General features: G+C 58.6%; 33 protein-coding genes and 1 tRNA gene. 18 read left to right on the top strand and 16 right to left on the bottom strand.

Going from position 1 to position 23262, the window contains the following annotated elements:
• The first annotated feature begins 236 nt into the window (after nucleotides 1-236).
• Nucleotides 237-485, top strand: coding sequence for a DUF2811 domain-containing protein (locus KR100_RS12195; RefSeq protein WP_038546404.1), 249 nt, complete (start codon nucleotides 237-239; stop codon nucleotides 483-485).
• Here the strand turns inward: KR100_RS12195 and KR100_RS12190 are convergent.
• The 6 genes from KR100_RS12190 to KR100_RS12165 form a co-directional block, all read right to left on the bottom strand.
• Nucleotides 437-1192 carry a hypothetical protein gene (locus tag KR100_RS12190; RefSeq protein ID WP_369793800.1) on the bottom strand — a complete coding sequence of 252 codons (756 nt, stop codon included), beginning with the start codon at nucleotides 1190-1192 and terminating at the stop codon, nucleotides 437-439. The two genes, KR100_RS12195 and KR100_RS12190, sit on opposite strands and share 49 nt — an antisense overlap.
• Complete coding sequence (locus tag KR100_RS12185) at nucleotides 1176-1637, bottom strand: EVE domain-containing protein (RefSeq protein ID WP_038546402.1); 462 nt, start codon at nucleotides 1635-1637, stop codon at nucleotides 1176-1178. Before KR100_RS12185 ends, KR100_RS12190 begins: the two co-directional genes overlap by 17 nt.
• A gap of 78 nt (nucleotides 1638-1715) precedes the next feature.
• Nucleotides 1716-3095, bottom strand: a complete 1380-nt coding sequence (gene murD, locus KR100_RS12180; RefSeq protein WP_038548814.1) for a UDP-N-acetylmuramoyl-L-alanine--D-glutamate ligase — start codon at nucleotides 3093-3095, stop codon at nucleotides 1716-1718.
• Nucleotides 3096-3117: 22 nt separating this feature from the next.
• A tRNA-Val gene (locus KR100_RS12175) sits at nucleotides 3118-3189 on the bottom strand.
• 83 nt (nucleotides 3190-3272) lie between these two features.
• Nucleotides 3273-4064, bottom strand: a complete 792-nt coding sequence (locus tag KR100_RS12170) for a photosystem II S4 domain protein (RefSeq protein ID WP_038546399.1) — start codon at nucleotides 4062-4064, stop codon at nucleotides 3273-3275.
• Nucleotides 4061-4561, bottom strand: coding sequence for a hypothetical protein (locus KR100_RS12165; RefSeq protein ID WP_038546396.1), 501 nt, complete (start codon nucleotides 4559-4561; stop codon nucleotides 4061-4063). The genes KR100_RS12170 and KR100_RS12165 overlap by 4 nt, the downstream gene beginning before the upstream one ends.
• A 182-nt stretch (nucleotides 4562-4743) precedes the next feature.
• On the opposite strand from KR100_RS12165, the gene KR100_RS16170 reads away from it, so the two are divergent.
• From KR100_RS16170 to KR100_RS16155, 4 genes are all read left to right on the top strand, one after another.
• Nucleotides 4744-5208 (top strand): hypothetical protein, encoded by a 465-nt coding sequence (locus tag KR100_RS16170; RefSeq protein ID WP_156098101.1) that lies wholly within the window; start codon nucleotides 4744-4746, stop codon nucleotides 5206-5208.
• 30 nt (nucleotides 5209-5238) lie between these two features.
• Complete coding sequence (locus KR100_RS16165) at nucleotides 5239-5397, top strand: hypothetical protein (protein ID WP_156098100.1); 159 nt, start codon at nucleotides 5239-5241, stop codon at nucleotides 5395-5397.
• 227 nt (nucleotides 5398-5624) lie between these two features.
• Nucleotides 5625-5948, top strand: coding sequence for a hypothetical protein (locus KR100_RS16160; RefSeq protein WP_156098099.1), 324 nt, complete (start codon nucleotides 5625-5627; stop codon nucleotides 5946-5948).
• Nucleotides 5949-5978: 30 nt separating this feature from the next.
• The gene (locus KR100_RS16155) at nucleotides 5979-6305 is read left to right on the top strand and encodes a hypothetical protein (protein WP_156098098.1); all 327 of its coding nucleotides are present in this window, start codon (nucleotides 5979-5981) and stop codon (nucleotides 6303-6305) included.
• Between the two features lie 125 nt (nucleotides 6306-6430).
• Here KR100_RS16155 and KR100_RS12160 read toward each other — a convergent pair whose 3' ends face one another.
• The 3 genes from KR100_RS12160 to KR100_RS12150 form a co-directional block, all read right to left on the bottom strand.
• Nucleotides 6431-6667: a Nif11-like leader peptide family natural product precursor gene (locus tag KR100_RS12160; RefSeq protein ID WP_038546393.1), complete on the bottom strand. Its 237-nt coding sequence runs from the start codon at nucleotides 6665-6667 to the stop codon at nucleotides 6431-6433.
• Nucleotides 6668-7046: 379 nt separating this feature from the next.
• Nucleotides 7047-7226 carry a hypothetical protein gene (locus tag KR100_RS12155; protein ID WP_038546388.1) on the bottom strand — a complete coding sequence of 60 codons (180 nt, stop codon included), beginning with the start codon at nucleotides 7224-7226 and terminating at the stop codon, nucleotides 7047-7049.
• A 327-nt stretch (nucleotides 7227-7553) separates the two neighbouring features.
• Nucleotides 7554-7772 carry a Nif11-like leader peptide family natural product precursor gene (locus KR100_RS12150; protein ID WP_038546385.1) on the bottom strand — a complete coding sequence of 73 codons (219 nt, stop codon included), beginning with the start codon at nucleotides 7770-7772 and terminating at the stop codon, nucleotides 7554-7556.
• 299 nt (nucleotides 7773-8071) lie between these two features.
• On the opposite strand from KR100_RS12150, the gene serA reads away from it, so the two are divergent.
• The 4 genes from serA (at nucleotide 8072) to KR100_RS12130 (ending at nucleotide 11523) form a co-directional block, all read left to right on the top strand.
• Nucleotides 8072-9658 carry a phosphoglycerate dehydrogenase gene (gene serA, locus KR100_RS12145; RefSeq protein ID WP_038546383.1) on the top strand — a complete coding sequence of 529 codons (1587 nt, stop codon included), beginning with the start codon at nucleotides 8072-8074 and terminating at the stop codon, nucleotides 9656-9658.
• On the top strand, nucleotides 9658-10563 hold the full coding sequence (prmA, locus tag KR100_RS12140; RefSeq protein WP_038546381.1) for a 50S ribosomal protein L11 methyltransferase: 906 nt from the start codon (nucleotides 9658-9660) through the stop codon (nucleotides 10561-10563). The genes serA and prmA overlap by 1 nt, the downstream gene beginning before the upstream one ends.
• 135 nt (nucleotides 10564-10698) lie before the next feature.
• A complete protein-coding gene (locus KR100_RS12135; RefSeq protein WP_038546379.1) occupies nucleotides 10699-10998 on the top strand; it encodes a ferredoxin in 300 nt (99 codons plus the stop codon).
• A gap of 114 nt (nucleotides 10999-11112) precedes the next feature.
• On the top strand, nucleotides 11113-11523 hold the full coding sequence (locus tag KR100_RS12130) for a hypothetical protein (RefSeq protein WP_051847535.1): 411 nt from the start codon (nucleotides 11113-11115) through the stop codon (nucleotides 11521-11523).
• Here KR100_RS12130 and psbV read toward each other — a convergent pair.
• A complete protein-coding gene (gene psbV / locus KR100_RS12125; protein WP_038546377.1) occupies nucleotides 11514-12026 on the bottom strand; it encodes a photosystem II cytochrome c-550 in 513 nt (170 codons plus the stop codon). The genes KR100_RS12130 and psbV overlap by 10 nt on opposite strands.
• A 74-nt stretch (nucleotides 12027-12100) precedes the next feature.
• Complete coding sequence (rnz, locus tag KR100_RS12120) at nucleotides 12101-13060, bottom strand: ribonuclease Z (protein ID WP_038546375.1); 960 nt, start codon at nucleotides 13058-13060, stop codon at nucleotides 12101-12103.
• Nucleotides 13061-13198: 138 nt separating this feature from the next.
• Here rnz and KR100_RS12115 point away from each other — a divergent pair, with 138 nt between their 5' ends.
• The 4 genes from KR100_RS12115 to KR100_RS16150 all read left to right on the top strand — a co-directional run bounded on the left by KR100_RS12115 (nucleotide 13199) and on the right by KR100_RS16150 (nucleotide 15765).
• Nucleotides 13199-14473 (top strand): SpoIID/LytB domain-containing protein, encoded by a 1275-nt coding sequence (locus KR100_RS12115; protein ID WP_051847679.1) that lies wholly within the window; start codon nucleotides 13199-13201, stop codon nucleotides 14471-14473.
• A 13-nt stretch (nucleotides 14474-14486) separates the two neighbouring features.
• Nucleotides 14487-15263 (top strand): glucosamine-6-phosphate deaminase, encoded by a 777-nt coding sequence (locus tag KR100_RS12110; protein ID WP_038546373.1) that lies wholly within the window; start codon nucleotides 14487-14489, stop codon nucleotides 15261-15263.
• Between the two features lie 24 nt (nucleotides 15264-15287).
• The gene (locus KR100_RS16820) at nucleotides 15288-15530 is read left to right on the top strand and encodes a hypothetical protein (protein WP_038546371.1); all 243 of its coding nucleotides are present in this window, start codon (nucleotides 15288-15290) and stop codon (nucleotides 15528-15530) included.
• A gap of 67 nt (nucleotides 15531-15597) precedes the next feature.
• On the top strand, nucleotides 15598-15765 hold the full coding sequence (locus KR100_RS16150; RefSeq protein ID WP_156098096.1) for a hypothetical protein: 168 nt from the start codon (nucleotides 15598-15600) through the stop codon (nucleotides 15763-15765).
• A gap of 15 nt (nucleotides 15766-15780) precedes the next feature.
• On the opposite strand, the gene KR100_RS12100 is transcribed toward KR100_RS16150, so the two are convergent.
• The 3 genes from KR100_RS12100 to truB form a co-directional block, all read right to left on the bottom strand.
• Nucleotides 15781-16452, bottom strand: a complete 672-nt coding sequence (locus KR100_RS12100; protein ID WP_038546368.1) for a L,D-transpeptidase — start codon at nucleotides 16450-16452, stop codon at nucleotides 15781-15783.
• Between the two features lie 22 nt (nucleotides 16453-16474).
• Nucleotides 16475-17215 carry a YebC/PmpR family DNA-binding transcriptional regulator gene (locus KR100_RS12095; RefSeq protein ID WP_038546365.1) on the bottom strand — a complete coding sequence of 247 codons (741 nt, stop codon included), beginning with the start codon at nucleotides 17213-17215 and terminating at the stop codon, nucleotides 16475-16477.
• A gap of 139 nt (nucleotides 17216-17354) precedes the next feature.
• Nucleotides 17355-18233 (bottom strand): tRNA pseudouridine(55) synthase TruB, encoded by an 879-nt coding sequence (gene truB / locus KR100_RS12090; RefSeq protein WP_038546362.1) that lies wholly within the window; start codon nucleotides 18231-18233, stop codon nucleotides 17355-17357.
• 75 nt (nucleotides 18234-18308) lie between these two features.
• Between truB and KR100_RS12085 the strand changes: the two genes are divergently transcribed.
• A complete protein-coding gene (locus KR100_RS12085; protein WP_038546359.1) occupies nucleotides 18309-19064 on the top strand; it encodes a bifunctional 2-polyprenyl-6-hydroxyphenol methylase/3-demethylubiquinol 3-O-methyltransferase UbiG in 756 nt (251 codons plus the stop codon).
• Between the two features lies 1 nt (nucleotide 19065).
• On the top strand, nucleotides 19066-19524 hold the full coding sequence (locus KR100_RS12080; protein ID WP_038546357.1) for a DUF2127 domain-containing protein: 459 nt from the start codon (nucleotides 19066-19068) through the stop codon (nucleotides 19522-19524).
• Nucleotides 19525-19533: 9 nt separating this feature from the next.
• On the opposite strand, the gene rpmA is transcribed toward KR100_RS12080, so the two are convergent.
• Entirely contained in the window at nucleotides 19534-19800 is a 267-nt protein-coding gene (gene rpmA, locus KR100_RS12075; protein WP_038546353.1) for a 50S ribosomal protein L27, read from the bottom strand.
• Nucleotides 19801-19846: 46 nt separating this feature from the next.
• Nucleotides 19847-20284 (bottom strand): 50S ribosomal protein L21, encoded by a 438-nt coding sequence (gene rplU, locus KR100_RS12070; RefSeq protein WP_038546350.1) that lies wholly within the window; start codon nucleotides 20282-20284, stop codon nucleotides 19847-19849.
• A gap of 131 nt (nucleotides 20285-20415) precedes the next feature.
• Between rplU and KR100_RS12065 the strand changes: the two genes are divergently transcribed.
• The 3 genes from KR100_RS12065 (at nucleotide 20416) to kaiC (ending at nucleotide 23258) form a co-directional block, all read left to right on the top strand.
• Nucleotides 20416-21294 (top strand): circadian clock protein KaiA, encoded by an 879-nt coding sequence (locus KR100_RS12065; RefSeq protein WP_038546347.1) that lies wholly within the window; start codon nucleotides 20416-20418, stop codon nucleotides 21292-21294.
• A complete protein-coding gene (gene kaiB, locus KR100_RS12060) occupies nucleotides 21291-21653 on the top strand; it encodes a circadian clock protein KaiB (RefSeq protein WP_038546343.1) in 363 nt (120 codons plus the stop codon). The genes KR100_RS12065 and kaiB overlap by 4 nt, the downstream gene beginning before the upstream one ends.
• A 66-nt stretch (nucleotides 21654-21719) precedes the next feature.
• Nucleotides 21720-23258, top strand: a complete 1539-nt coding sequence (kaiC, locus tag KR100_RS12055) for a circadian clock protein KaiC (protein WP_038546340.1) — start codon at nucleotides 21720-21722, stop codon at nucleotides 23256-23258.
• The last annotated feature ends 4 nt before the right edge of the window (nucleotides 23259-23262 follow it).

Genomic DNA, 23262 nt, shown 5'->3' with positions numbered 1-23262 from the left:
TCGGCCTCGCAGCCGTCGTCGTGCTGGGCAGCTGTGGAAAACGGGTCGGATGTGTTGTGACCCCTTGACGCCGATGCAGCGCCCTGGACTTTTTCGACATCAGCTCATATCCGTTCTGCTGCAGGCTTGCTGCGACTGCGATCTCAGTCGGAGAAGGTCGGGAACCCGTTGATTTGGGGGGCTCTTGACGTTGTCTCTCTCATGTGGAGAACTGGTGTGCGTTCCGGAGCGAGGAGATGCAGAACAATTTGGATTCAAGCGGCCATCCAGAGGATGGAGTGATCAGTTTTCAGGCAGAGATGCCAGCTTCCCTGCAGGAGGCCATGAAGCGTTTCATTGAGTGCCATCCCAACTGGGATCAATACAGACTGGTTCAGGCAGCACTTGCAGGGTTCCTCGTCCAGAACGGCATCGAGTCCCGGGAAATCACCCGCGTTTACGTCGGCAACATGTTCCGGCGTGAGTCACTCCTCCATGGTGTTTGAGTGCGGCAGCAGGCCATCAGGACAAGCGCGCTGAAGGGAAGGCTGAGCAGAAGCCCGAGGCTTGCACCGATCAGTCCCAGAAGATTGAGCCCTGTGATCAGTCCGAGCAGAGCCAGCACCTTGAGGGCGTTTCCTCCGACCAGCTGGCGGCTGTGATCCATCGCCTGCAGGGCACGGTGGCGGTGATGAATCAGCAGAGGCAGAGCCAGGACCTGGCTGAACATCCAACTCAGCAACAGCACGCCACTCACGATCACAGCGAGACCAGCCAGGGTTGTGCTGATCTGACCAATGATCCAGCTGAGGCTCTGGATGACCGCAATCCCCCCCAGCATCACCAAGCCTTCCAGCATCAGCAGGGCCAGGCTCTGACGCAGGATCCAGGTCCATGGCACCGCCAGTCGGGAGCTGTCACCGGCAGGCAGCAGGCTGTCGGCTAGCTCAAGCAGGGCCAGCATCGGCAGCACGGGGAGCAGCAGGCTGAGCAGAACCGCCAGATCACCAAGACGCTCAAGCCAGGGGCTGTCGAGCTGACGCAGGTCCTGCCCGATCACGGCCAGGCCGGCGCCACTGATCAGGACGAGGGCGGCCAACCCCACGCATCGCCATGGTGCCCGTCCAAAGGCCATCCATGCCCTTGGCAGCAGGGTCAGCAGCGGCAGTTGTTCACGTCCGCGTCTGGGTTCGGTGTCAGTGGAGTGCACCAAGCCGTGTCAACAGGTCGCGAGCGGTGTCTTCAGGGACAGGCAGGATCGAGAGTCGGTTGCCGCGCTTGATCACCGGTAGCTGCTCCATGCTGTAGATCTCCCTGAGCTGCTCAAGGCTGAGCATGGTGCTGAACTCGCCGATGAACCGCAATCGAGCGCAATCCCAGCGTGGTGCGTCCCGCTGGGATTTGGCGTCGAAGTATTTCGCATTCGGGTCGAATTGTGTGGGATCGACCAGGCCTGTTTCGATCACTTCCATGAGGCCGACAATGCCGGGCGGTTTGCAATTGGAGTGGTAGAAAAAAGCCTGATCACCGGGCTGCATGCTGCGCATGAAGTTGCGAGCCTGGTAGTTGCGAATTCCGTCCCAGAGAGTGGTTCCCTCAGTCCTCAGCTGATCGATCCCGTAAGCGTCGGGCTCGCTTTTCATCAGCCAGAAGGCCATACCTGCTGTGTTGTTGACACCATCATCGGCCTCAAGACATCGATTCGCAGAAAGCCCGCTCGATCTGTCCCACCGGTGTCAGATCGCGTGCTGAATCAGGGTTCTGAAGTGATCCCCACGGGCTTCAAAATCCTTGTACTGGTCAAAGCTGGCGCAGGCCGGAGACAGCAGAAGGCTGACGGCCTTGAGACGATCCGCCTCCTTCAGGGCCAGCGTGACCGCCTGAATCAGATCCGGGCAGCGATGCAGCGAGCCGCTGTATCCGCTTGATGAGATCAGACCATGAAGCTCGTCTGCCCCGCTTCCGAAGAGCACAACGGAGCAGGCTTTGTCGTGGAGTTGTTTCAGCCAGCCGCGGGCATCTCCGCGCTTGGTCTGGCCACCTGCCAGAACGACCACAGGAGCAGCCATGGCTTTAAGGCCGACTTCAGCGGCGTCGTAGTTGGTGGCCTTGCTGTCATTGAACATCGAGCATCCATTCCGCGATGCAATCCGTTCAAGGCGATGGGGCACCCCAGGAAAGCTGGTCAGCCCTGAGGCGATCTGATCGCCGCTGAGACCGATCGTCCGAGCTGCAGCGGTGACCATCAGCAGGTTCTGGCGGTTGTGCGTTCCGGGCATCGCCAGGGACTCAGCTGGAAACAGGGGACCTTCCGGCTCGCAGACCCGTCCCTCGGCATCGATCCAGAGATCAGCAGGGCATCCATCCGGATCGGGCCCATCGGCGCTCACCCAGATCCCGCGGTCCCAGCTGTGGCGATGTCGGCGAAGATCCGGATCATCGGCATTGAAAATGGCCTGTTCGGAGCGCTCCAGCAGCCCACGCTTGATCGCCCGGTAGTTGTCCACCGTTCCGTGACGTTCGAGATGGTCCGGCGTCAGGGTGGTCCAGAGGCCGACGCGAGGTCCGATCTCGGTGGCCGCTTCAATCTGATAGCTGCTCAGCTCCATCACAAGCCAGTCGGGGGTGATGGCATTGGGTTGTCGGAGCTGCAGCGCCAGCTCAGCCGCTGAGATGCCCATGTTTCCGCCCATGGGAGTGCTGAGACCCGCCGACTGCAGCACGTGGCTGAGCAGATGGGTCACGGTGGTTTTGCCGTTGGTGCCGGTGATTCCGATCCAGGGGATGTGGTTCAGGGCTCGCCAGGCAATGGCCATCTCCCCGAGCACCTGAATTCCTTCATGCCTCAGAGCTCCAAGGGTTGGATGATCCCAGGCGATTCCCGGGCTGATCACCACCATCTGCAGAGCACCTCTCCAGCGCTGGAAGCTCTCTGGAAGCAGCGGCAGACCCAGGACCACCTCGATGCCCCGTTGACGCAGCGGTTCGGCCTGCTTTTCGAGGGCTGGACCGACTCCGCGTTCGATCACGCTGACGGGCAGGCCCTGTGAGTGCAGAAGTCTGGCTGCGCCCATGCCGGAGCGCCCGAGCCCAACAACAACTGCGCGATCCGCCAAAAACCGATCCCTGATTGGGAAGTGGGCGATACTGGATTTGAACCAGTGACTCCTACAATGTCAATGTAGTGCTCTACCCCTGAGCTAATCGCCCGATCAGATCAGTCTTCGCTCCTGTTCGGTGCGACCTCTGACCGGTTAAGGAGATTAGCAGTCAGTGGTCGTGGACATTGCTTGTCAGGAGCGTCGCATCTCCACGCGCCAGCGATCTTTTTTGGTGCGCGCCAGAGAGAGAACTTCGACGGTTCCGCGATCCTGCAGCTGAAGGCAATCTCCAACGACCAGCTCGCGGCTGGCTTGCCGGATGGCCCCCCAGTTCATTCGCAGCCGCCCGGACTTGATCTGAGCCACCACTTTGGCTCGCGAGATCCCGAATCCTGCGGAGGCGATGGCATCCAGCCGACAGGAGGCTTCAACACTTGCAAACACCCTGGGGACGCGTTGTGCCGGCAGTTGCAGTTGCTCGATCGCCACGGTTTCACATCGGATGGCCACATCCCGCACGGCGCCGGCACCGCCGTTGAGCAGTTCGGCACATTCAGGGGTGCACAACCCCTGTCCGCCGCGGTCGCCGCGCACCCAGAGATCGCCGAGCCCGCCTGGCGATGCCCCCATCTCCTGCAGAGCCTGACGCAGGTCCTCCGGACGGAGTGGGTCGAACAGAAAATTCCCCTCCACAAGAAGCCCTCGTACCGGAACGGAGAGTGATTCCGGATCAACGCCCATCTGATCGGTTCGTTGGCAGAACAATCGGCACCGCTCGGCGCCGGGGTGCCCTCCATGACGGTTCCAACGCAGTTCGCTCAGGCCACCAAGCCGGTTGAAGATCTCCTCCTGCATCGGCGCATCGAGAAAGTCCGTCCAACCCGGTTGCCAGGTGCGCAGCACCTGTTCAGCAAGATCAACCGCAGCTCCAAAGCGCAGGGGATCATGGCTCCCCCTTAAGAGCTCGTCGCGGGGGAGTATCACAGCTCGCTGAGACGAACCACCTGCAATGGCCGACTGCGCTGCACGGTTTGCCAGGGAAGATCGATGCCGCTTGGTGTCTCCATCAGGAGCAGCCAGCGACCTTCCTCGCGACGGTTGCGAAGGATGCGAACGCCGTCTTCGTTTTCGGAATTGACGCTGGCCGCGGCGGCGTAGCTGCCCATCAGGCCGGATCCCATGCCCAGGAGTCCCCCGATCACCGGCTGGCCCCATGGGCCGAAGCTGTCGAAGGTTGTGAGCGTGGTGATTTTGGTGAAGGTGAGTCCGGCGAGAAATCCGAAGGGCATCAGCCAGCGAGCCATCGCTTTCTGACGTCGCTGCCGGGTCAGATTGGGACTCAGCAGTTCCACCTGGTCGATTGCATCGCTATCGGGCGGAATGGTGAGGCACTGCATCAGGGGTAGATCACTGTTCTTCAGCCCTTGCGTCAAACGCTCCGCCGCCTCGGCATCAGGAAGAACCACCACGCAGATCGCCATCCGCTCATATCCAGTCCTTTGAATTCTGAACTCTGTCCTCTGAATTGGCGGGGGGGGGGGGGTGAGGGCTGCTCCCTGGAGTTCGGCGCGGCAGTGCTGCGCCCTTTCTCATCGAACTGTCACATGACCGTCTGGCTGGCCAGCTGCAGGCAGAAATGGACCCCCCACCTGGCTAAGTGTTGGTGTTAGCAGAGAAAAATAATATTTATACCCAGATCCCTGACAGAATCTCAGGAGAATCATTGGGGGCTACGGGGTGTTTTGGTCCCTGTGCATACGATAATTGTCTTCACAAAATCATGTCATTTTTCATGAGGTCATTACTTATAACTGTTCCATTGCTAGGTGCACTTCTCCTTTCAGTAGCACCTGTTCAGGCTTATGAAACATACGATGAATATGTCAACGCTTGCATTTCTTCAGGAGAAAACACAAAGCTATGTGATAGATCTGCTGAGTGGCATTCTTCTGTGTTTGTCACAAACACACTTTGTAAATTAGAGTGGAGAGGCTTCCTTACAGCAGAAGAAGTAACTGGATATTGGGAAGAGGTTGAACTGAGTCCTCAGCCCGATAATCTGCGCAAAGAAGGAGTGAATTTCGTGCTGAGAACTCATCCGAAATGTTCAATTAAACCTATTCCCTAGTTGTCATCACAGTTCTTTCAGGTTAATCCTATGAAACTCCTTCCACTCATTGGTGCACTTCTCCTTTCAACAGCGCCAGTTCAGGCTATTGAAACATTTGAGGATTTAAATAATGAAGAGTTAGGAAAGATGCTCGAAGTTTATATAATTGGATACGTCTCAGGGATCTTCATTACTCATGCGGGCTGAAGCAGCAAGAAAAAATTAGTCAACAAGAATTTGAGGAAGTGTTGTCTGTAGCGAAGGGACAGTTTAGCCAAAAATACGAGTATATAGCTAATGCTTTGCTTGAGGGAATGTGGGCAGATGTAAAGAGAGGTTGTGCGTATGAACAAATCAATATCGGCGACTTTGAATAGATAGACTCAACTGAATAATCACATGCATTCCGTCATCAGTTCTTTCAGGCTAATCCTATGAAACTTCTTCCACTCATCGGTTCACTCCCTATCTCAGCAGTTCCAGTTCAGGCTTTTGTAGCATATGAGGAAGTGGAAAAAGCTTGTGATGCTTCAGAAGAAATCGGTAATTTGTGCGTAGTTGCTGCACAACTCGGTGCTGGAATGATGACGATGACTATGCTTTGTTGCTTAGAAGAAAAAGGCAGGATTACAAAAGAGAATTTAGATTTGACTTTGGATGAAGTTGTTGCGTTGAATGGTTGGGCACCACTGCCGGATGAAGCAGTAGAGATGACATTAGAAAAATTCCCAGACTGTCCAATTAAACCTATACCCTAGTTGTCATAACAGTTCTTTCAGGCTAGTCCTATGAAACTCTTTCCGCTACTTGGCGCACTGCTTCTTTCAACAGCTCCAGTTCAGGCGTTTGAAACATATGAGGAGCTAGATAAAGCTTGCCTAGCTACAGAAGAAACTACTAATTTGTGCGAAGGTGCTGGTGATTATGTTTCTTCGTCGATGGTGGCGTATTTGCTTTGTGATTCAGAAGAAAAAGGTATACTTACAAAAGAGGAATTATTTTTATCTTGGGATAAAGTGAATAAGATAATGGCTGAGAATAATGCGAGCCCTATGTGGAATGCAGGAGCAGAAAATATGCTAGAGAGCTTCCCTGAATGTTCACTTAAACCTTAGTTGTAGGTTCCAGCAAAAAGGCTCAATAACAAACGACGATGATTTACCGTTTAAATGGGATTTGTTGAAGCAATAAAAAACCACTGTCAAGCAGGGGCTTTGAGGGCGTAAGCTACGGTTGTCTTTTAGTTAGCTGTGAGCCAGAGTCTGCAGCCTCTATTTTGACCGCCAGGTGCACCTTCCAGCTCATCGTCTGACAATTCTTTTCCCTTAGATTGAATATCCTCTGCGCTAATTGCAAACCCAGCTTCTTTAGCGATTTCAATAGCAGCTTCAGGGGAGGCTGCTGGCTTGAGCTTTTCCTGCAATTCGGTGTCAGCTTTGATCTTCTCTAGAAAGGCGTTGAGTTGCTCTTCTGACATTGGTAACGGAGGGAGTATGCGCTGTGTTAATCAATATCAGTCGTCGGGTGGTGTTCCGTGAGGCACAGATCACCTCGCATTAAAAAACACGCCATTACTGACGGGGTGGTGGGTGTGAGGTTTAGTCGGGAGATCGATCAGCACAATCAAACTGCCATGTCTTTCCCTTCAAGGGTTTTGTATAACTTTCAGCCGCTCTGCTGAGGCATCAGCGAACAGGAGTGCGAGAAAAGACAAACCATAAATATAATATAAAAAAGGGCAAATCAACCACGATCCAGTTGTCAACCCTTGTCTGCTCGTATGTTTTGCAAAAAGGTATTTTAATTCTCCAGCCACCAGCCCTTTCAATCCAATAGTTATGCTCTCTTTGTTTGTATCAAATCTCTCTGAAGAAGATGAAGTATTTCGTTTCGCGAACTCTTACCCCCAACCTGCGCTCATTCTCAGCGTCGCACCATTCATAGCTTTCATCTTCGACAAATTTACCTTTTTCCCATCGATTCCATGACCAATGACTGGTGCTGATGCTGCCGCTTTCGTCGTACTGCTCCCACATCTCTGTTCCTACCGGGAATCGACTTCCTCGTCTGAAGGATTTTCCAAAGTGATCTTATCCATAATCTGGAAGGGGGCAAGCCAGTACAAGATCACTTTTGACCTTGCTCACATGGACGACAAGGCAATAAAAAAACTTGCCATTGCTGACGGGGATAAGTGTTGATAGTGCTAAGTAATGGATGCTGTTTGATGAGCTTTTGGATGTGTGTGAAGAACAAAAACCAGTGATTGAAAGGTTTTGATTTCTTATTCGAACCCATACCTCTATCGCGCACATTAACTTAAGTTGCCCGGCTGTGCTGAACAACATCCAAGCCAGGCCGAATTAAATCGTCCAGCACTCAGCTCCGCCAGCCGCAGCATCGAGCTGTTCGTCCGAAAGCTCCACTTGAGCTGCCTGTAGATCCTCCGCAGAAATCGTAAAGCCTGCTTCTTTAGCAATGTCCACAATGGCACCAGGGTCAGTGACGCCTTGGAGCTTTTGTTGAAGCGCTGAATCTGCCTGAATAGCTTCCCAGAAAGCCTTAAGTTGGTCTTCTGACATTGGTGAAGAAGGACGCCTACGAATCCATAGCAATATCAGCCATCAGGTGGTGTTCCGTGAGGTACCTTTTAAGGGCTCTTGGACAAGAGATGCCTGCCTGACAGTTTGTACCTAAAACACACATTCGACCTGCTACGGAGCCACATAGGACCATCTGAAGCAAGGCTACGCAGAGCATGTTTAGAAGCAAATACTTGTATCTAAGGCTGCAGACCAAGCTTTAAGCTGTGAATTCCCTGTGCATACCGGGTGGTTGAGAACCCTGGTGAGCACTGGACTGTTACAGCTTGTGGACCTTCATGACGAAAGTTCTGGTTTCCGATCCCATCGACCAGGCCGGAATCGACATCCTCAGCCAAGTGGCGCAGGTTGATCAGCGCACCGGTCTTTCCCCGGAGGATCTGATCGGGATCATCGGTGACTACGACGGCCTGATGATCCGCTCGGGTACGCAAGTCACAGCTGATGTGATTGCTGCGGCGAATCAGCTCAAGATCATCGGCAGAGCCGGGGTCGGTGTCGACAACGTCGATGTCCCCGCCGCCACCCAGCGGGGAGTGCTCGTGGTGAATTCACCGGAGGGAAACACGATTGCGGCTGCGGAGCATGCGCTGGCCATGATGCTGTCTCTCTCACGTCATGTACCGCAGGCCCACGCGGGAATGCGAAACGGACAGTGGGATCGCAAGAACTACGTCGGCAACGAGCTCTACAAGAAGACCCTCGGTGTGGTCGGCCTGGGCAAGATCGGCTCCCATGTCGCCCGTGTGGCCAGGGCGATGGGGATGGATGTGATTGCCTACGACCCCTTCATTGCCGCCGATCGCGCGCAGCAGATGCAGGTGCGCCTGACCCAGCTGGATGAGCTGTTCCGCATGGCCGATTACGTCACACTGCACATCCCCCGCACCAAGGACACCGAAAACCTGGTGAATGCGGAGCTTCTGCGCTCGATGAAATCGACGGCTAGGATCGTCAACTGTGCCCGTGGGGGCATCGTCGATGAAGCGGATCTCGCCGAAGCGGTCGACAACGGCGTCATTGCTGGAGCCGGATTGGATGTGTACGCGAGCGAACCACTGGCGGCGGATTCACCTCTGCGATCCGTGGAGCGTGGCCTGGTCCTGACGCCCCATCTCGGCGCTTCCACCGAAGAGGCTCAGGAGAATGTCGCCATTGATGTGGCGGAGCAGATCCGGGATGTCCTGCTCGGGCTGCCGGCCCGCAGTGCTGTGAACATTCCCGGGTTGAGCGCCGAGATCATGGAACGGCTCAAGCCCCAGCTGCAGCTGTCGGAAACGCTGGGTCTACTCGTCAGTCAGCTCGCTGGCGGACAGGTGCAGGAATTGGAGCTTCGCCTTCAGGGTGAATTCGCGAAGCATCCTTCCCAGCCGCTGGTGATTGCGGCGCTCAAGGGAATGTTGAGTTCAGCTCTGGGGGACAGCATCAATTACGTGAATGCATCCCTGGAAGCCAAGGCCCGCGGTATTCATGTGCTGGAGGTGAAGGATGAATCGAGCCGGGATTTCGCTGGTGGTTCCGTGCAGCTCACGTCCCGTGGTGCGCAGGGTGGACACAGTGTGACCGGCGCTGTCTTCAGCGACGGAGAACTTCGCATCACCAGCATCGACGAATTCCCTGTGAACGTGTCACCCAGCCGGCACATGCTGTTCACCCGTCACCGGGATATGCCCGGGATCATCGGCCACCTCGGATCACTGCTTGGTGAACACAACGTCAACATCGCTTCGATGCAGGTGGGGCGACGCATTGTTCGAGGCGATGCGGTGATGGTGCTGAGCATTGACGACCCGGTTCCCAGCGCTGTTCTGGACACCATCAGGGCGGTCGATGGCATTCAGGAAGCCCATCCGGTGACGCTTTGATGTGGTGGCGTCTGGCGCTGCCCTGTCCCGCTGAGCTCGAAGAATCCCTGTTGTGGAAGCTGAGCGACCTCGGCCTCCATCGTCATGCCCTGCAGCACGCCCCCGAACAACGGGATCAAGTCTCGTTATTGCTGTGGCTGCCGCAGTCGGAGTGGTCAGTCAGCGATCGCAGCCAGCTGATGCTCAGTCTGGCTGCTCTGGCGGAACCCTTCGGGTTGGTGTTTCCCCAGGGACGCTGGGACGAGGTGGTCGATGAGGACTGGAGCCTGAGCTGGAAGCAACACTGGCAGCCCGATCCCGTGGGAACGCGATTCCTGATCCTGCCTGCCTGGCTGGAGGCCCCGCCGGAACACCAGTCGCGCCTCGTGATCAAGATGGATCCCGGCAGTGCCTTCGGCACCGGCAGCCATCCCACCACCCGTCTTTGTTTGGAGTCTCTTGAGGCCCACCCCCCGGTCGGGGCTTTGGTGGCGGATCTTGGTTGCGGCAGTGGTGTGCTCGGGCTGGCGGCCCTGGGACTCGGTGCTGAGGCCGTGGTCAGTGCTGATACGGATTCGATGGCCGTGCGTGCGACGACCGACAATCGCGACCTCAACGCATGGGAGACGTCCCGGCTGAGAGTCGGCCTGGGATCCCTGGATGAGCTTGTGCAGCTGCTGGAGGGGCGGCAGGCCGACGTGCTGCTCTGCAACATCCTGGCACCGGTGATCGAGGCGCTTGCTCCAGGCTTCAAACGTCTGCTGTCTTGCGAGGGCCGGGCGCTGCTCAGCGGCCTGCTGGTGGATCAGGCCCCACGTCTGAAGCAGGTGTTGAGCGATCTGGGTTGGCAGGTCACCAGGGAAGCCGAGCAGGGACGCTGGGGATTACTGGAGATCAGCCGCAGCGAGAGTTCAGGCATAAGTTGAACTTATCAGTGCATCCCCTCCGATTGGACCTTGCCGGCTAGGGCCTGTGAACCGACTGGATTGGGCCTGATTGAAGTAGACAAGATCGGTCCTGCAGGCTCGGCCCTACGGGCACCTGTACGTAATCAACCATCCATGGCTTCCTACAAGGTCACCCTGGTCAACGACAGCGAAGGTCTGAACGAGACCATCGATGTGCCTGACGACCAGTACATCCTCGATGCCGCTGAAGAGCAGGGCATCGACCTTCCCTATTCCTGCCGCGCCGGTGCCTGCTCCACCTGTGCAGGCAAGATCACCGCTGGCACCGTTGATCAGTCCGATCAGAGTTTCCTGGACGACGACCAGATCGAAGCCGGCTTTGTGCTGACCTGCGTGGCCTATCCCACATCCGACTGCACGATCAAAACCCACGCTGAGGAAGAGCTTTACTGAGCTCTGTCCAACCGGGGGTGTCCTTCTTGCTGCGTCGCCCCCGCCAGCACCACCCTTCGGGGTGGTTTTTTGTTGGCTGCCCGTCTTCCATAGTCACGTTCACCTTCGCCAGCCGTGAGCCGTCCTGTCGTTGATGCTCTGCTGGCCGCCGGCAGCATCCATACCAGCCCTGGGGGCCAATACAGCTTCAGGGTCCTGGGACCCTGCTGTCGCCTGTTCGATCGTGAGGAATTGCCCTGGCCCTGTTGCAGGCTGGCATGGCGCAGCAAAGAGCCGAGCTGGCGGCGGGTGGGTCGACGGTTTGTGCCCGATCTGGCGGCCCGTCGATCCCCCTCTTACGCGGTGGAACTTCTTCAACCTGGTTCGAGGCCAACATCAACTGTGTTGACACTGTTCTCCCAGCAATTCAGCAGGGAGTTTCAGGAGTGGTGGTACAGCAAACATCCCCGTTCGATGGAGGCTGTCAACGGCATGCCTCCATCACAGACCGGCGAGGTTTTGCCGGCCGCCGGAGATCAGAAGTAGATCTTGCCGCCACCCCAGGCCGTGCCCTGAACCTTGGGGGCCACCAGAATGTATCCAGCCATCAGGCGGAGATCTTCATCGGTGAGGTCCCGCATGGCGGGATAGAGCTCGGCGCTGCGGATGCTGGGATGCAGTTCCGAAATGCTGTATTCACCGTCGTACGAGGTTGGATCCTTCATGTAATCCACCAGTGCGTCGACGTTGTCCCGCGGTGGTGTCGCCAGGGCGAGAGTCTCGGGATCCAGTCCGACGTTGTGGTTTGTTTTGGTGATCCCTCCGGCATGACAGGTGCCGCAGCTGGTGTTGAACACCTTGCGGCCGGTGTTGATTTCCTGCTCAGAGAAGGTGACCTGCACACCGTCCGGATTGTTGGGGACCGTGAGGGTCTCCGCATCCCAGCGCGCGGCATCCGCAGGGCTGGCGAGCACCAGGCCGATGGTCAACGGCCCCAGGATCATCAGCCCCATCAGGGACCGTCGCAGAAGGGAAAGGAAGGAGTCCATAAAGGATGCCGGGATCTGACGGGTGCACAGCACCAGGCTCTTGTATCACGGGGGAGTGGCCCTCCGCGTCGGGATCACGAACTGTTGCAGCGGGCTGTCACGTCCAGTTGCATGAAGTCGCGGGCCAGAACCGTGTTGGGAAAGATCGCCCGAGCTTCTGCCAGCAGGTCGTCAGCGGTCACGGCATTGCCTGGGGCGTAGCGGGGACTGAGGTGGGTGAGCGCCAGTTGCCCGACACCGGCTTCCGCAGCGGTCTGCGCTGCCATCGTGCTGGTCGAGTGCTGCTTCTGTAAGGCCATCTCAGCTTCCTCATGGGCGAAGGTGGCTTCATGGATCAGCAGATCCGCTCCCAAGGCCAGATTGACCGCCGCTTCGCTGAACACCGTGTCGGTGCAGTAAACGACGCTCACACCGTCCCGATCCGGTCCGCAAAGACTGCGTCCATCGATCACGCGGCCGTCTTCGAGCTTCACCGATTCGCCGCGTTTCAGCTGGGCGTAGATCGGCCCTGGTGCAATGCCGAGTTGTTTGGCTCTGTCCACGTCAAATCGTCCGGCCAGGGGCTTCTGTTCCACCCGGTAGGCGTAGGCCGGGACGCGATGGGTCAGTGGAGTGCAGCGAACGAGAAGTTCATCGTCTTCGTACAGGACGGTTCCCGTCTCGGCGGCTGGTCGGCTGCGATGGACTGTCAGGGGGTAACCGATGCGGGTGGAGCTGTTGCGCAGGGCCCCGCTGAGGAATCCCTCCAGGGGATCCGGTCCGTAAAGATCGATTCCCTCGTTGCTGTTGCCGGAGAGTCCCAGGCTGGCCAGCAGGCCTGGAAGGCCGAAAACATGGTCCCCGTGCATGTGTGTGATGAAGATCCGGCGCAACTGTGAGAGCCGCAGATCACTGCGCAGAAACTGGTGCTGGGTACCTTCGCCGCAGTCGAACAGCCACATCTCCGCCCGCTGCGGAAGTCGCAGTGCAACCGCAGAGACGTTGCGGGCCCGAGTGGGGACGCCGGAGCTGGTGCCGAGAAACGTGACCTGCAAGGCCGCTGACCCTCAATGCTCATGCTGACACCTAGCTGACCCGTGGCGATCACGTCACACTGGGTTGTCGAGTCCAAGGCCGTGCGTTCTGTTCCCTGCTTCGGAGCTGCTGCCCTGACGGGTCTTGCTGCCGTGGTGATGTTGCCGGGGGTGGCTGTGCCCGCCGCGAGGGAACCGCAGATGCGGGTGTTGCTCAAGCAGGGTCCCCGTTTGATCCTGCGGGCGGATGGCAACGAGCCGATGCGGGTCCGGGGCCTCAGCGGTTCAGAGCAGAGGTTGCTGCGTCTGGAGCTGGATCAGCGCCAGCTGGCGCCCGGTGTCGTCGTGCGCGTGGAGAACGATGACCCGCGTGGCATCTGGCTCGGACAACGCCGCTACCGGGGGACCTTGCTGATTCAGTCACACGCTGGTCAGCTGCAGGTCGTGAATCAGCTGGGGATCGAGACCTATCTCGCCAGTGTCGTCGGCAGCGAAATGCCCCATCAGTGGCCGTTGGCAGCTCTGCAGGCGCAGGCTGTGGCGGCGCGAACCTATGCCCTCAAGCAGCGTGGTGGCGGGAAGGGCTGGGACGTCAAAGCCACGGTGGCCAGTCAGGTGTACCGCGGCGTGGAATCTGAGACCGACAGCACTCGGGAAGCGGTGCGCAGCACCCGCTCCCTGGTGTTGGTGCACCGAGGACAGCTGATCGATGCGGTGTTTCACAGCAGTTCCGGAGGGGCCACAGAGGAGAGCGGCATGGTGTGGCGCCAAAAGCTGCCCTATCTGGTGAGTGTTCCCGATCACGATCAGCACAGTCCAGTGCATCGCTGGCAGGAGCGATTCGATGCCGTCAGCCTCCGCCAACGCCTGCCTGAGACCGGTGGCCTGGATTCCGTTGACGTGCTGAGTCGCAGCGGCAGCGGCAGGGTTCGTCAGGCGCGCATCCGCGGCCCACGGGGAGTGCTTCTGCTGACGGGCTCGGAACTGAGACGCCGGCTCGGTCTCAAGAGCACCCTGGTGGACTTCGAGATGGTGAGTGCCCTGGACCGGCCAGGGCTGCAGCCTCTTCCTGCCATCGCGGCACCAGCAGCGGCGTCAGGATCCGGAGGCTCCCGGATTGATCGGATCACCGCATCTGTGGCTTCATCAGGAGCTGCGGTCACCCCCGTCCTGCGTTCATCACCCCCATCGCTGCTGCCGATGAGGATCCAGGGCCAACCCGCCGCGGGGCAGCAGCTTCTCGTTCGTGGCCAGGGCTATGGCCATGGCGTCGGGATGAGTCAGTGGGGTGCCCACGGTCTGGCAGAGCAGGGAGCCGATTTCCGCACGATTCTTCAGCACTACTACCGGGGTGCTGAGATTGTCCCGTTCCGGACCCATCACGATCCGTCCATGGCGCAGCAGCCGCAGATCAAGCCACTCTGGAGAGGTTGAGCCGGCAGGGCACGTGCAGGGTTTCCCCCACCGGCTGGAACAGCGGTCGACGAAAGCTGCCCTAATCGAGGCTCTGTCGGCCCATCTGGAGGACCAGCTCCGCCAGCGACTGATGCCGGATGCCCGATGCAAGCCCCTGGGGCTGGCCACCGGCCGGACGATGGAACCCCTCTACGCCACTCTTGCTGAACGGCTCTGCGCCTGGGATCCGATCGATCTGGCCGCCCTTAGAGCCAGATGGTGCAGCTTCAATCTGGATGAATACCTGGGGCTCCCCGCCGCTGACCCGCGCAGTTATCGCTGTTTCATGGAGCTGCATCTGGGTGGTCCGTTGGGGCTCCCAACGACAGCGCTGCAGTTGCCCGATGGCCAGGCGGAGGATGCTGAGACGGAGGCAGAGCGCTACAGCGCGTCCCTGCAGGCTGCCGGCGGGATCGGTCTGCAGTTGCTGGGTTTGGGGAGCAACGGTCATGTGGGGTTCAACGAACCACCCTGCGGACCTCGAACCGGTTGCCGCGTTGTGACGTTGTCCAGCTCCACACGGGAGCAGAACGCTGGCATGTTCGGGGGTGATTCAGCCTCGGTTCCAACGCGGGCGATCACGCTTGGGCTTGATGAAATCCTGATGGCAGACGACATTCACCTCGTTGTGACCGGTGCCTCGAAGGCGCCGATTCTCCGATCGCTCTTGATGCTGAAGCGTCCAGATGAGCGGTTGCCGGCGAGTTGGCTCGGTAACCATCGCCAGGTCTGTCTGTGGGCGGACGCAGAGGCACTTCAGCATCTTTAGCGTCATCCCAATCGCACCAGACTCCTGAGCATCGATCCCCTCGAACGAGGCCTCGAACAGAGCTTCGAGACGGAACGCCTGAGTCGTTTCATCCGCGACTGTCAGGACATCGAAGAACTCCGCCAGACCGCTCTGTTTCTGGTTCAGCAGATTGCTCAGCAGAAGGCCGCCAGCAACTGGATGGCCAGTCGGGCCTCCGAATCGGAGAACGCCCGTCTGGAAATGCTGGCAAAGATGATCCGTCGTCCTGATCAGGAGGAATCATGAACCCCCATCCAGGTGATGCGTCGCTGGCTCTGCAGCGTCACATTGCGGACATCAGCTGATCCTTACCGTGAATGTCTCCACTCTGGCGATGTATCTGCAACTCCTCGAGCGCGTTGAGGAGCTGCTTCCTTGTCGGCAGGAGCGGCGACTCAAGGCGGCGTTGAACGAGGCCAAAATTCATTTCCTCACGCTGGAACCCGAAGATCTCCGTGCTGTCTGGCAAGAATTCTGCTGAGTCGCTAAGCCTTGTTCAGCCCTCTTGGCAGGGTCCATTGGCCGTGATTTCAACGACGTCTCCAACCTCAAGATTCTTCAGCAAGACCTCCAGGTCTGCCCCCTTCGCATTGAGGCAGCCTCCGGTCACTTTCTGCCCCACTCGGCTGTCGTTGTTGGTGCCGTGAATGGCGAAGCTGTACCAGCGAAACGTTCCGGCGTACTCATTGAATTCGAACGGCTGAGGCGTTTCTGGGATCGGAGCCAGGCTGACGTATCCAATGCCGTACTCACCGGTTTCACCGTCTCCCTTGAAGTCGATGCTGTTCATGTTGCTGAACAGCGTTGTCTTCAGAAACTCCTCGCTTTTACCGGATGTCTTGATCAGCTCCGGATCCATCACGAAGTTGTCATCGCTGAGTAAGGCATTCACGCGAAAGCGACCCACCGGTGTGACGCCTTCGGTGAAGGTGCTTCCTTCGCAGGCGATGCCGTTCTTGCCATAGCCAACGTTGAAGGCATGGTTGCTGTCCGTCGTCTGAAGAACGCCCATGCTCTTGGCCGGTTCCTCGACGTCGAGTGTGACGCGCAGGACAGGCTCTCCCTCTTTCGGCACTGCAGCGCCCGACGACGGATCGTTCGACGAGCTCTGACAGCCTGTCGATGCTGCGAAGACGCCGATAGCCACGGCCAGAAGAACTCGGCGCATTACTGAGTGCCAGATGCCGACATCATGGCCCGGAAAACTCGCCGAGGTTGGCGTTGACGCTGCGAACGTCATCGAGGCCTTCCAGTGTCTCCAGCAATTTCAGGCATTGCTCGGAGAGGTCCGATTCTTCGATGTCGATCGAGGTGAGTGGATGCCAGTTGTGGCCCCATTCACGGATCGTCCATCCCCGGTGTCGCAAGCCGTCCTGCAGGTCTTCCAGGGCCGCGAAGGGGCCATGCACCAAGGCTGTGGAACCATCGTCAACAAGCTCGTAGCCATCGGCGTCGAGGTCCAGCAAAGACTCCAGCAATTGCTCCTCCTTGGAGGCGTCTGCGCTGAGAAGCACTTCGCTGCGATGTTCAAACAGAAAGGCGACGCAGCCCGACTCGCCGAGGTTGCCACCGTTTTTGCTGAAGGCCAGGCGAAGGTCTGCTGCGGTTCGGTTGCGATTGTCGGTGAGTGCTTCCACAAGGATCGCCACGCCGCCGGGGCCATAGCCCTCGTAACGCACCTCCTCGAGTTGGCTGCCATCACCTCCCTGGCCAGACCCCTTGGCGATGGCCCGTTCGATGTTGGTTGCCGGTACCCCTGCTGCTTTGGCTTTGGTGATGGCCGTGCGCAGCTGGAAATTGCCGGCCGGATCAGCTCCGCCGCGAGCCGCCACCGTGATTTCGCGGGCCAATCGCGTGAACACGGCGCCACGCTTGGCATCGACCACCGCCTTGGTGCGTTTGATCTGGGCCCATTTGCTGTGGCCCGCCATGGCAGCAAGGTCAGAAGTTGTTCCAATTTTGTCGGCTGTTAGGCAAGCAAGCTGTTGCCCTGAACATGCACCTCGGTCTGAATTGGATAGGGAATCACGGTCTCCATCTTTCGCAGACGGCTGATCACTGCAAGGGGTTTCATCCGACAGCATCGAACACAACTTTCGGTATCAATCGCTCGTCGTCCCAATGACCAATCCCCGCGATTGACCCGTTTGGGTTGCGCACAACGACGGCATCGCCTCTCCCCGGCTTCATGGAGATTGGTCGTCCGCATCGCCAGTCCATCTGCTCCCCATCGTCCAGCTGGCGTTGTGGCAAGTGGCTCAAGGCGAGAAGTGGCGATAGGGGTTCTGGACGTTGTTCAGGCTGCTCCGATTCCGGCAGGGCCTGTGCCAGGTCTTCGTGGAAGCCGAGGGCTTGGATGCGGCGCAGCGAGGCAAGGCTTCCGCCACACTCAAAAAGGGCACCGAGATCTCTTGCGATCGAGCGGATGTACGTTCCAGAGGAGCAGTGCACTTCTAGCTCCAATTGCCCGCTGTCCTGCTCCCAGCGCAAGGGTGTGAGCCGATGGATGGTGACTTCACGGGCTGGGATGTCCATCACCTCTCCCCTTCGTGCTCTCGCGTAGGCCCGTTCGCCGGCGATGTGAACGGCTGACACCTGTGGGGGCCTCTGAAGAATGCTGCCGCGGAATTGATCTAGCGCAGCGTCGATGGCATCGGCGCGAAGCACAGGCCAGTGTTGCTTGCGTAGAACCTCACCTTGAAGGTCATCGGTTCTGGTGCTCACGCCCAGCTGAATCACCCCCCGGTAGGTTTTGTCCCCTGGCAGGTAAGGCAGCAACCGTGTGGCCTGCCCCAGTGCGATCGGCAGCACGCCGGTGACTGCAGGATCCAAGGTCCCGCCATGGCCGACGCGTTTCAGCCCGTAGCAGCGCCGCAGGCGGCTGACGCAGTCGTGGGAGGTCAGGCCTGCGGGCTTGTCGATCACCACAAAGCCGAAGGGGCCGTTCACGTCCGCTGGTCGTTCGCCACTCCGACTGTTGCACCCGGCCGGATGCGACAGTGACGCGCTCGATGTTGAAACGCCATGCCGCAGCTGTGCAGCAGTCGTGAGGTGGATGTTTCGGCCTTCCTTGCTGATGGCCTGAATCTCAAGGCGCACCTTGGCAGCTATCTGAACCTGTCGATCGACGCTGTCGAGCAGCGGCTGCCCAGCAGCACGGAGGAGCTGGCGGATCTGCATCCAGGCGCTTTCCGCGCCGAAGATGCCACAGCGTTTTATGAGGACACCGTCGGCACCGGGCATCTGCTTGAGCTGGCCGCCTGGCACCTGAGCAGTGCTGACTACATCGCCGACACCCTTCGCCTGCAGGGCATGTGCGCACGAGGGCAGGTTCTGGATTTCGGCGGTGGCATCGGCACCCATGCCCTGTCAGCTGCCTTGCTCCCTAAGGTCGACCATGTCTGGTTCGTGGACCTGAATCCCCACAACCGTGCCTTTGTGCAACAGCGGGCGGAGGCCCTGGCAATCAGCCACAAGCTCTCAACGCATCGCGACCTTGCCGAAACAGCGGCCGTTCGCTTCGACACGGTGGTTTGCCTGGATGTTCTGGAACATCTGCCGGACCCTTCCGCCCAACTCCTCGACTTCCACAGCCGGATGCAACCAGGTTCGCTGGCCTTGCTGAATTGGTATTTCTTCAAGGGGGATCATGGGCAGTACCCCTTTCATTTCGATGATCCAGGGCTTGTGGAGCAGTTCTTCCAGACCTTGCAGAGTCGATTCCTTGAGATCTTCCATCCTTTGTTGATCACCACGCGCGCCTATCAGCCGATCGGATGACATGAAACTGCAGGGCCTTCTCATCCGCTTGATCGTGATCAAGAAGGTGGTGGTGGCCACGTTGCTGCTGCTGGTGAGTGTGGCGGCGTCGATCAGCAGTCAGGACATGGGGCGGCTGGCTCTGCTGGCTGATGATCTTGTGGCTGGTGACCGCATGCTGTTGGCCAGCCTGGCTCGACGAGCGCTGGATCTCGGACCCGATTCCCTGCGGGCGATTGCCTTGATCAGTGGTTCTTACGCGTTGCTGGTGTATCTGGCAGCTTGGGCGGCCTGGAACGAGCGCCGTTGGGGCGACTGGTTGCTGGTGGCCTTGATGGCGCTGCCCCTGCCCTATGAGGTGTTCAAACTGGTTCAACAACAAAGCCCCAGCGACGCCATCGTGCTGGGGCTGAATGTGCTGGGGTTGCTGATTGTGTTGACGCGGGCGCGGCGTCATGGACGCACCGCCTCGGGCGTCTGAAGCGTCAGGTCAGACGGTTTGAGCGATGTTGATGCGCTTGCGATTGCGCAGGCCGCGGCGGATGGTTTCAAATTTCACCACCCCATCGGTGAGGGCAAACAAGGTGTCGTCCTTGCCTTTGCCGACGTTGACGCCGGGCAGCACGGACGTACCGCGCTGACGAATCAGGATGGAGCCTGCGGAAACCGTTTCACCGCCATAGGCCTTCACGCCCAGGCGTTTGGAGTTGGAATCGCGACCGTTGCGTGTGGAGCCTGTGCCTTTCTTATGTGCCATGGGGTGGAAGGGATGGGAGGGCGGTGAATCAGAGGTTTGGGGGGTCTCAGCTGATCGGCTTGCCGCCCACGCTGATGGACTCCACCATCACACGGGTGAGCTCCTGCCGGTGACCATTCTTGCGCCTGGTCTTCTTTTTCGGGCGCATCTTGTAAACGATGATCTTCGGGCCACGACGGTGGGCCATCACCTTCAGTGACACACTCGCGTCCTTGACGTATGGCTGGCCGAGGGTTGTGCCCTTGCTGTTTTTCACCAGCAGGACATTGTCCAGGGTGACGGTGTCATCAACCTCGGCATGGATTCTGTCGAGGTCGTAATACCTGTTCGGTTGAAGCCACATCTGGGTGCCTGAGGCTTCAACGATCGCGAAGGCGTCTGAGGAGTCTCCAGAGGCGGGTTTGGCTTTGGCGGCTGCTTTGGGAGCGGCTCCAGCAGCCTTTTCAGCGGTGGTGTCCTCAGCAGAGGGCTTGGTGTCGGCCATGGGTGGGGGACGCAGTCAGGCTCGGATGAAACCGATTCGGCCTGAGCCGCAATCGAAAGACAAACCAAGATCTTCGATCCTCGAGCGCCCCCTCGTCAAGATTCACGTATTGAGTCGAACCCCGCCGAAGGATGGCCCGGCCGGCCCTCACGATTGCGTTGCTGCTGAGGACCCCAGATCTGGTCCAGGCTTGTTGCCAATGGCTGCCGGGAAATCGCTACAAGCCGATCGTTGTCGACCTTGCCGAGGGGGGTGGCCTGGTTGAACTGATCGAGCGCCGCCAGGAGGACATCGACGCAGTGGTCGTGGAACAACCTCTACTGGATCCTGAGACCCGTGAGCGGCTTGTCAGTGCTGGCTTGCTGTTTCCAGCCGTGGTGGTGGGTGAGGTGAAGGGCCATGTGGATTACCACTCAGAGGAGCTGCATCTGCCGGCCGATCAGCTGGAACAGCTTGGATACAACGTTGATGCCTCGATTTCCCGCTTCCTGCGCCAGGGGCGGGCGGACGGGCGTCAGGATGACGCTGGATCCGGCGAAGTCTGGAGGCTCTCCAGTCGCCTCCAGGAACGGCTCGGCTACCTCGGGGTTTTTTACAAACGCGATCCATCCCGATTCCTGGGCAGCCTCCTGCCGGATGAACGCAAGGAGCTGCTCCAGTCGTTGCATCGCACCTACAGGGATCTGCTGATCAGCTACTTCCGCGATCCCGCTGCTGCCAATCAGGCCCTGGAGAGTTTTGTGAACACGGCGTTCTTCAGCGATCTGCCGATCACACGCACCGTGGAAATCCACGTTGATCTGATCGATGAGTTCTGGAAACAACTGAGGCTTGAAGGACATAAGAACGACTTTCTTCAGGATTACCGCCTTGCGCTTCTCGATGTGATGGCCCATCTGTGTGAGATGTATCGGCGTTCGATCCCGCCGGACATCCCTCTGTCCGGGTCGGCCTCTGGTCGCGCCCGCCGGGAGATCGAGCCCCCCGATGCCCCGGAGATGTCGTTATGAGCCCGCGCAAGACCTACATCCTCAAGCTCTACGTGGCAGGGAACACGCCCAACTCGATGCGGGCGTTGAAAACCCTTCGCAACATCCTTGAAACCGAGTTTCGCGGTGTGTACGCCCTCAAGGTGATCGATGTGCTGAAGAATCCGCAGCTGGCAGAAGAGGACAAAATCCTTGCCACACCAACGTTGTCCAAAATTCTTCCGCCACCGGTGCGGCGCATCATCGGCGATCTCTCAGACCGTGAACGCGTGCTGATCGGTCTCGATCTGCTCTACGACGAGCTGGCGGACAACGCGCTCAGCTCGAGTCTGATCGACACAATCGATGACGAGGACGACACATCTCTCGGGGATTCTTAAGCGAGATGGTGATCAACGGCTCCCGTCGCGGTGTTCTCACTAGCGTCGGATCGTGAACGTGTAGGCATGCAGTTCCCCCCCGCCAGTGGCCCTGCTCAGATGCAGGTACAAAAGCTCCCGACCGGGATCGAGGGCTTTGATGATGTCTGTCAGGGCGGTCTTCCGATTGGACGCAGCACGCTGATCAGCGGCACGTCCGGCACCGGCAAGACCGTGTTCTCGCTGCATTTCCTTCACAACGGCATCAAGCAATTCGACGAGCCCGGCATCTTCGTCACCTTCGAGGAGTCGCCTCTCGACATCCTGCGCAATGCCGCCAGCTTCGGCTGGAACCTGCAGGACATGGTTGAGCAGGACAAGCTCTTCATTCTGGATGCCTCGCCGGATCCGGATGGACAGGATGTGGCGGGAAGTTTTGATCTTTCCGGTCTGATCGAGCGGATTAACTACGCCATCCGCAAGTACAAAGCCAAACGGGTCGCGATCGATTCGATCACGGCGGTGTTTCAGCAGTACGACGCCGTCTTCGTCGTGCGACGGGAGATCTTCCGGCTGATTGCCCGCCTCAAGGAGATCGGGGTCACCACGGTGATGACCACCGAGCGGATTGATGAATACGGACCAATCGCCCGCTACGGCGTTGAGGAATTTGTCTCCGACAACGTTGTGATCCTGCGCAATGTTCTCGAAGGGGAACGTCGCCGTCGCACGGTCGAGATTCTCAAGCTGCGCGGAACCACCCATATGAAGGGCGAGTTCCCCTTCACGATGGGGACCCACGGCATCAGCATCTTCCCGTTGGGAGCGATGCGTCTCACCCAGCGCTCCTCCAATGTGCGGGTCAGCTCCGGCGTCCCCCGTCTCGATGAGATGTGTGGCGGTGGTTTCTTCAAGGATTCGATCATCCTGGCCACAGGCGCCACGGGAACCGGCAAGACCTTGTTGGTGTCCAAGTTCATTGAGGATGCCTGTCGCAACAAGGAACGGGCGATCCTGTTCGCCTATGAGGAATCCAGAGCTCAACTGCTGCGCAACGGCACCAGCTGGGGGATTGATTTCGAGCAGATGGAGCAGGACGGCCAGCTCAAGATCATCTGCGCCTATCCCGAGTCAACCGGCCTCGAGGATCACCTCCAGATCATCAAGACCGAGATCAGTCAGTTCAAACCATCACGTATGGCGATTGATTCGCTGTCGGCCCTGGCGCGTGGTGTCAGTCACAACGCGTTCCGTCAGTTTGTGATCGGTGTGACCGGTTACGCCAAGCAGGAGGAGATTGCCGGTTTCTTCACGAACACCTCTGAGGAATTCATGGGAAGTCATTCGATCACGGATTCCCATATCTCCACCATCACCGACACGATCCTGCTGCTGCAATACGTGGAGATTCGCGGTGAGATGGCCAGGGCCTTGAACGTGTTCAAGATGCGCGGTTCATGGCACGACAAGGGAATCCGTGAATTCGTGATCACCGGAAACGGTCCGCAGATTCAGGATTCGTTCTCCAACTTCGAACGGATCATCTCGGGTGTGCCCCATCGGGTGACCACCGATGAACGCAACGAGCTGTCCAGGATCGCTCGCGGGGTGTCGAGCGAGGACTGATTCC

The sequence above is a fragment of the Synechococcus sp. KORDI-100 genome (genome assembly GCF_000737535.1).
Taxonomy (GTDB): Bacteria; Cyanobacteriota; Cyanobacteriia; order PCC-6307; family Cyanobiaceae; genus Parasynechococcus.
Note: the sequence above shows the minus strand (reverse complement) of the source record. Positions and strands in the feature narration are given on the sequence as shown.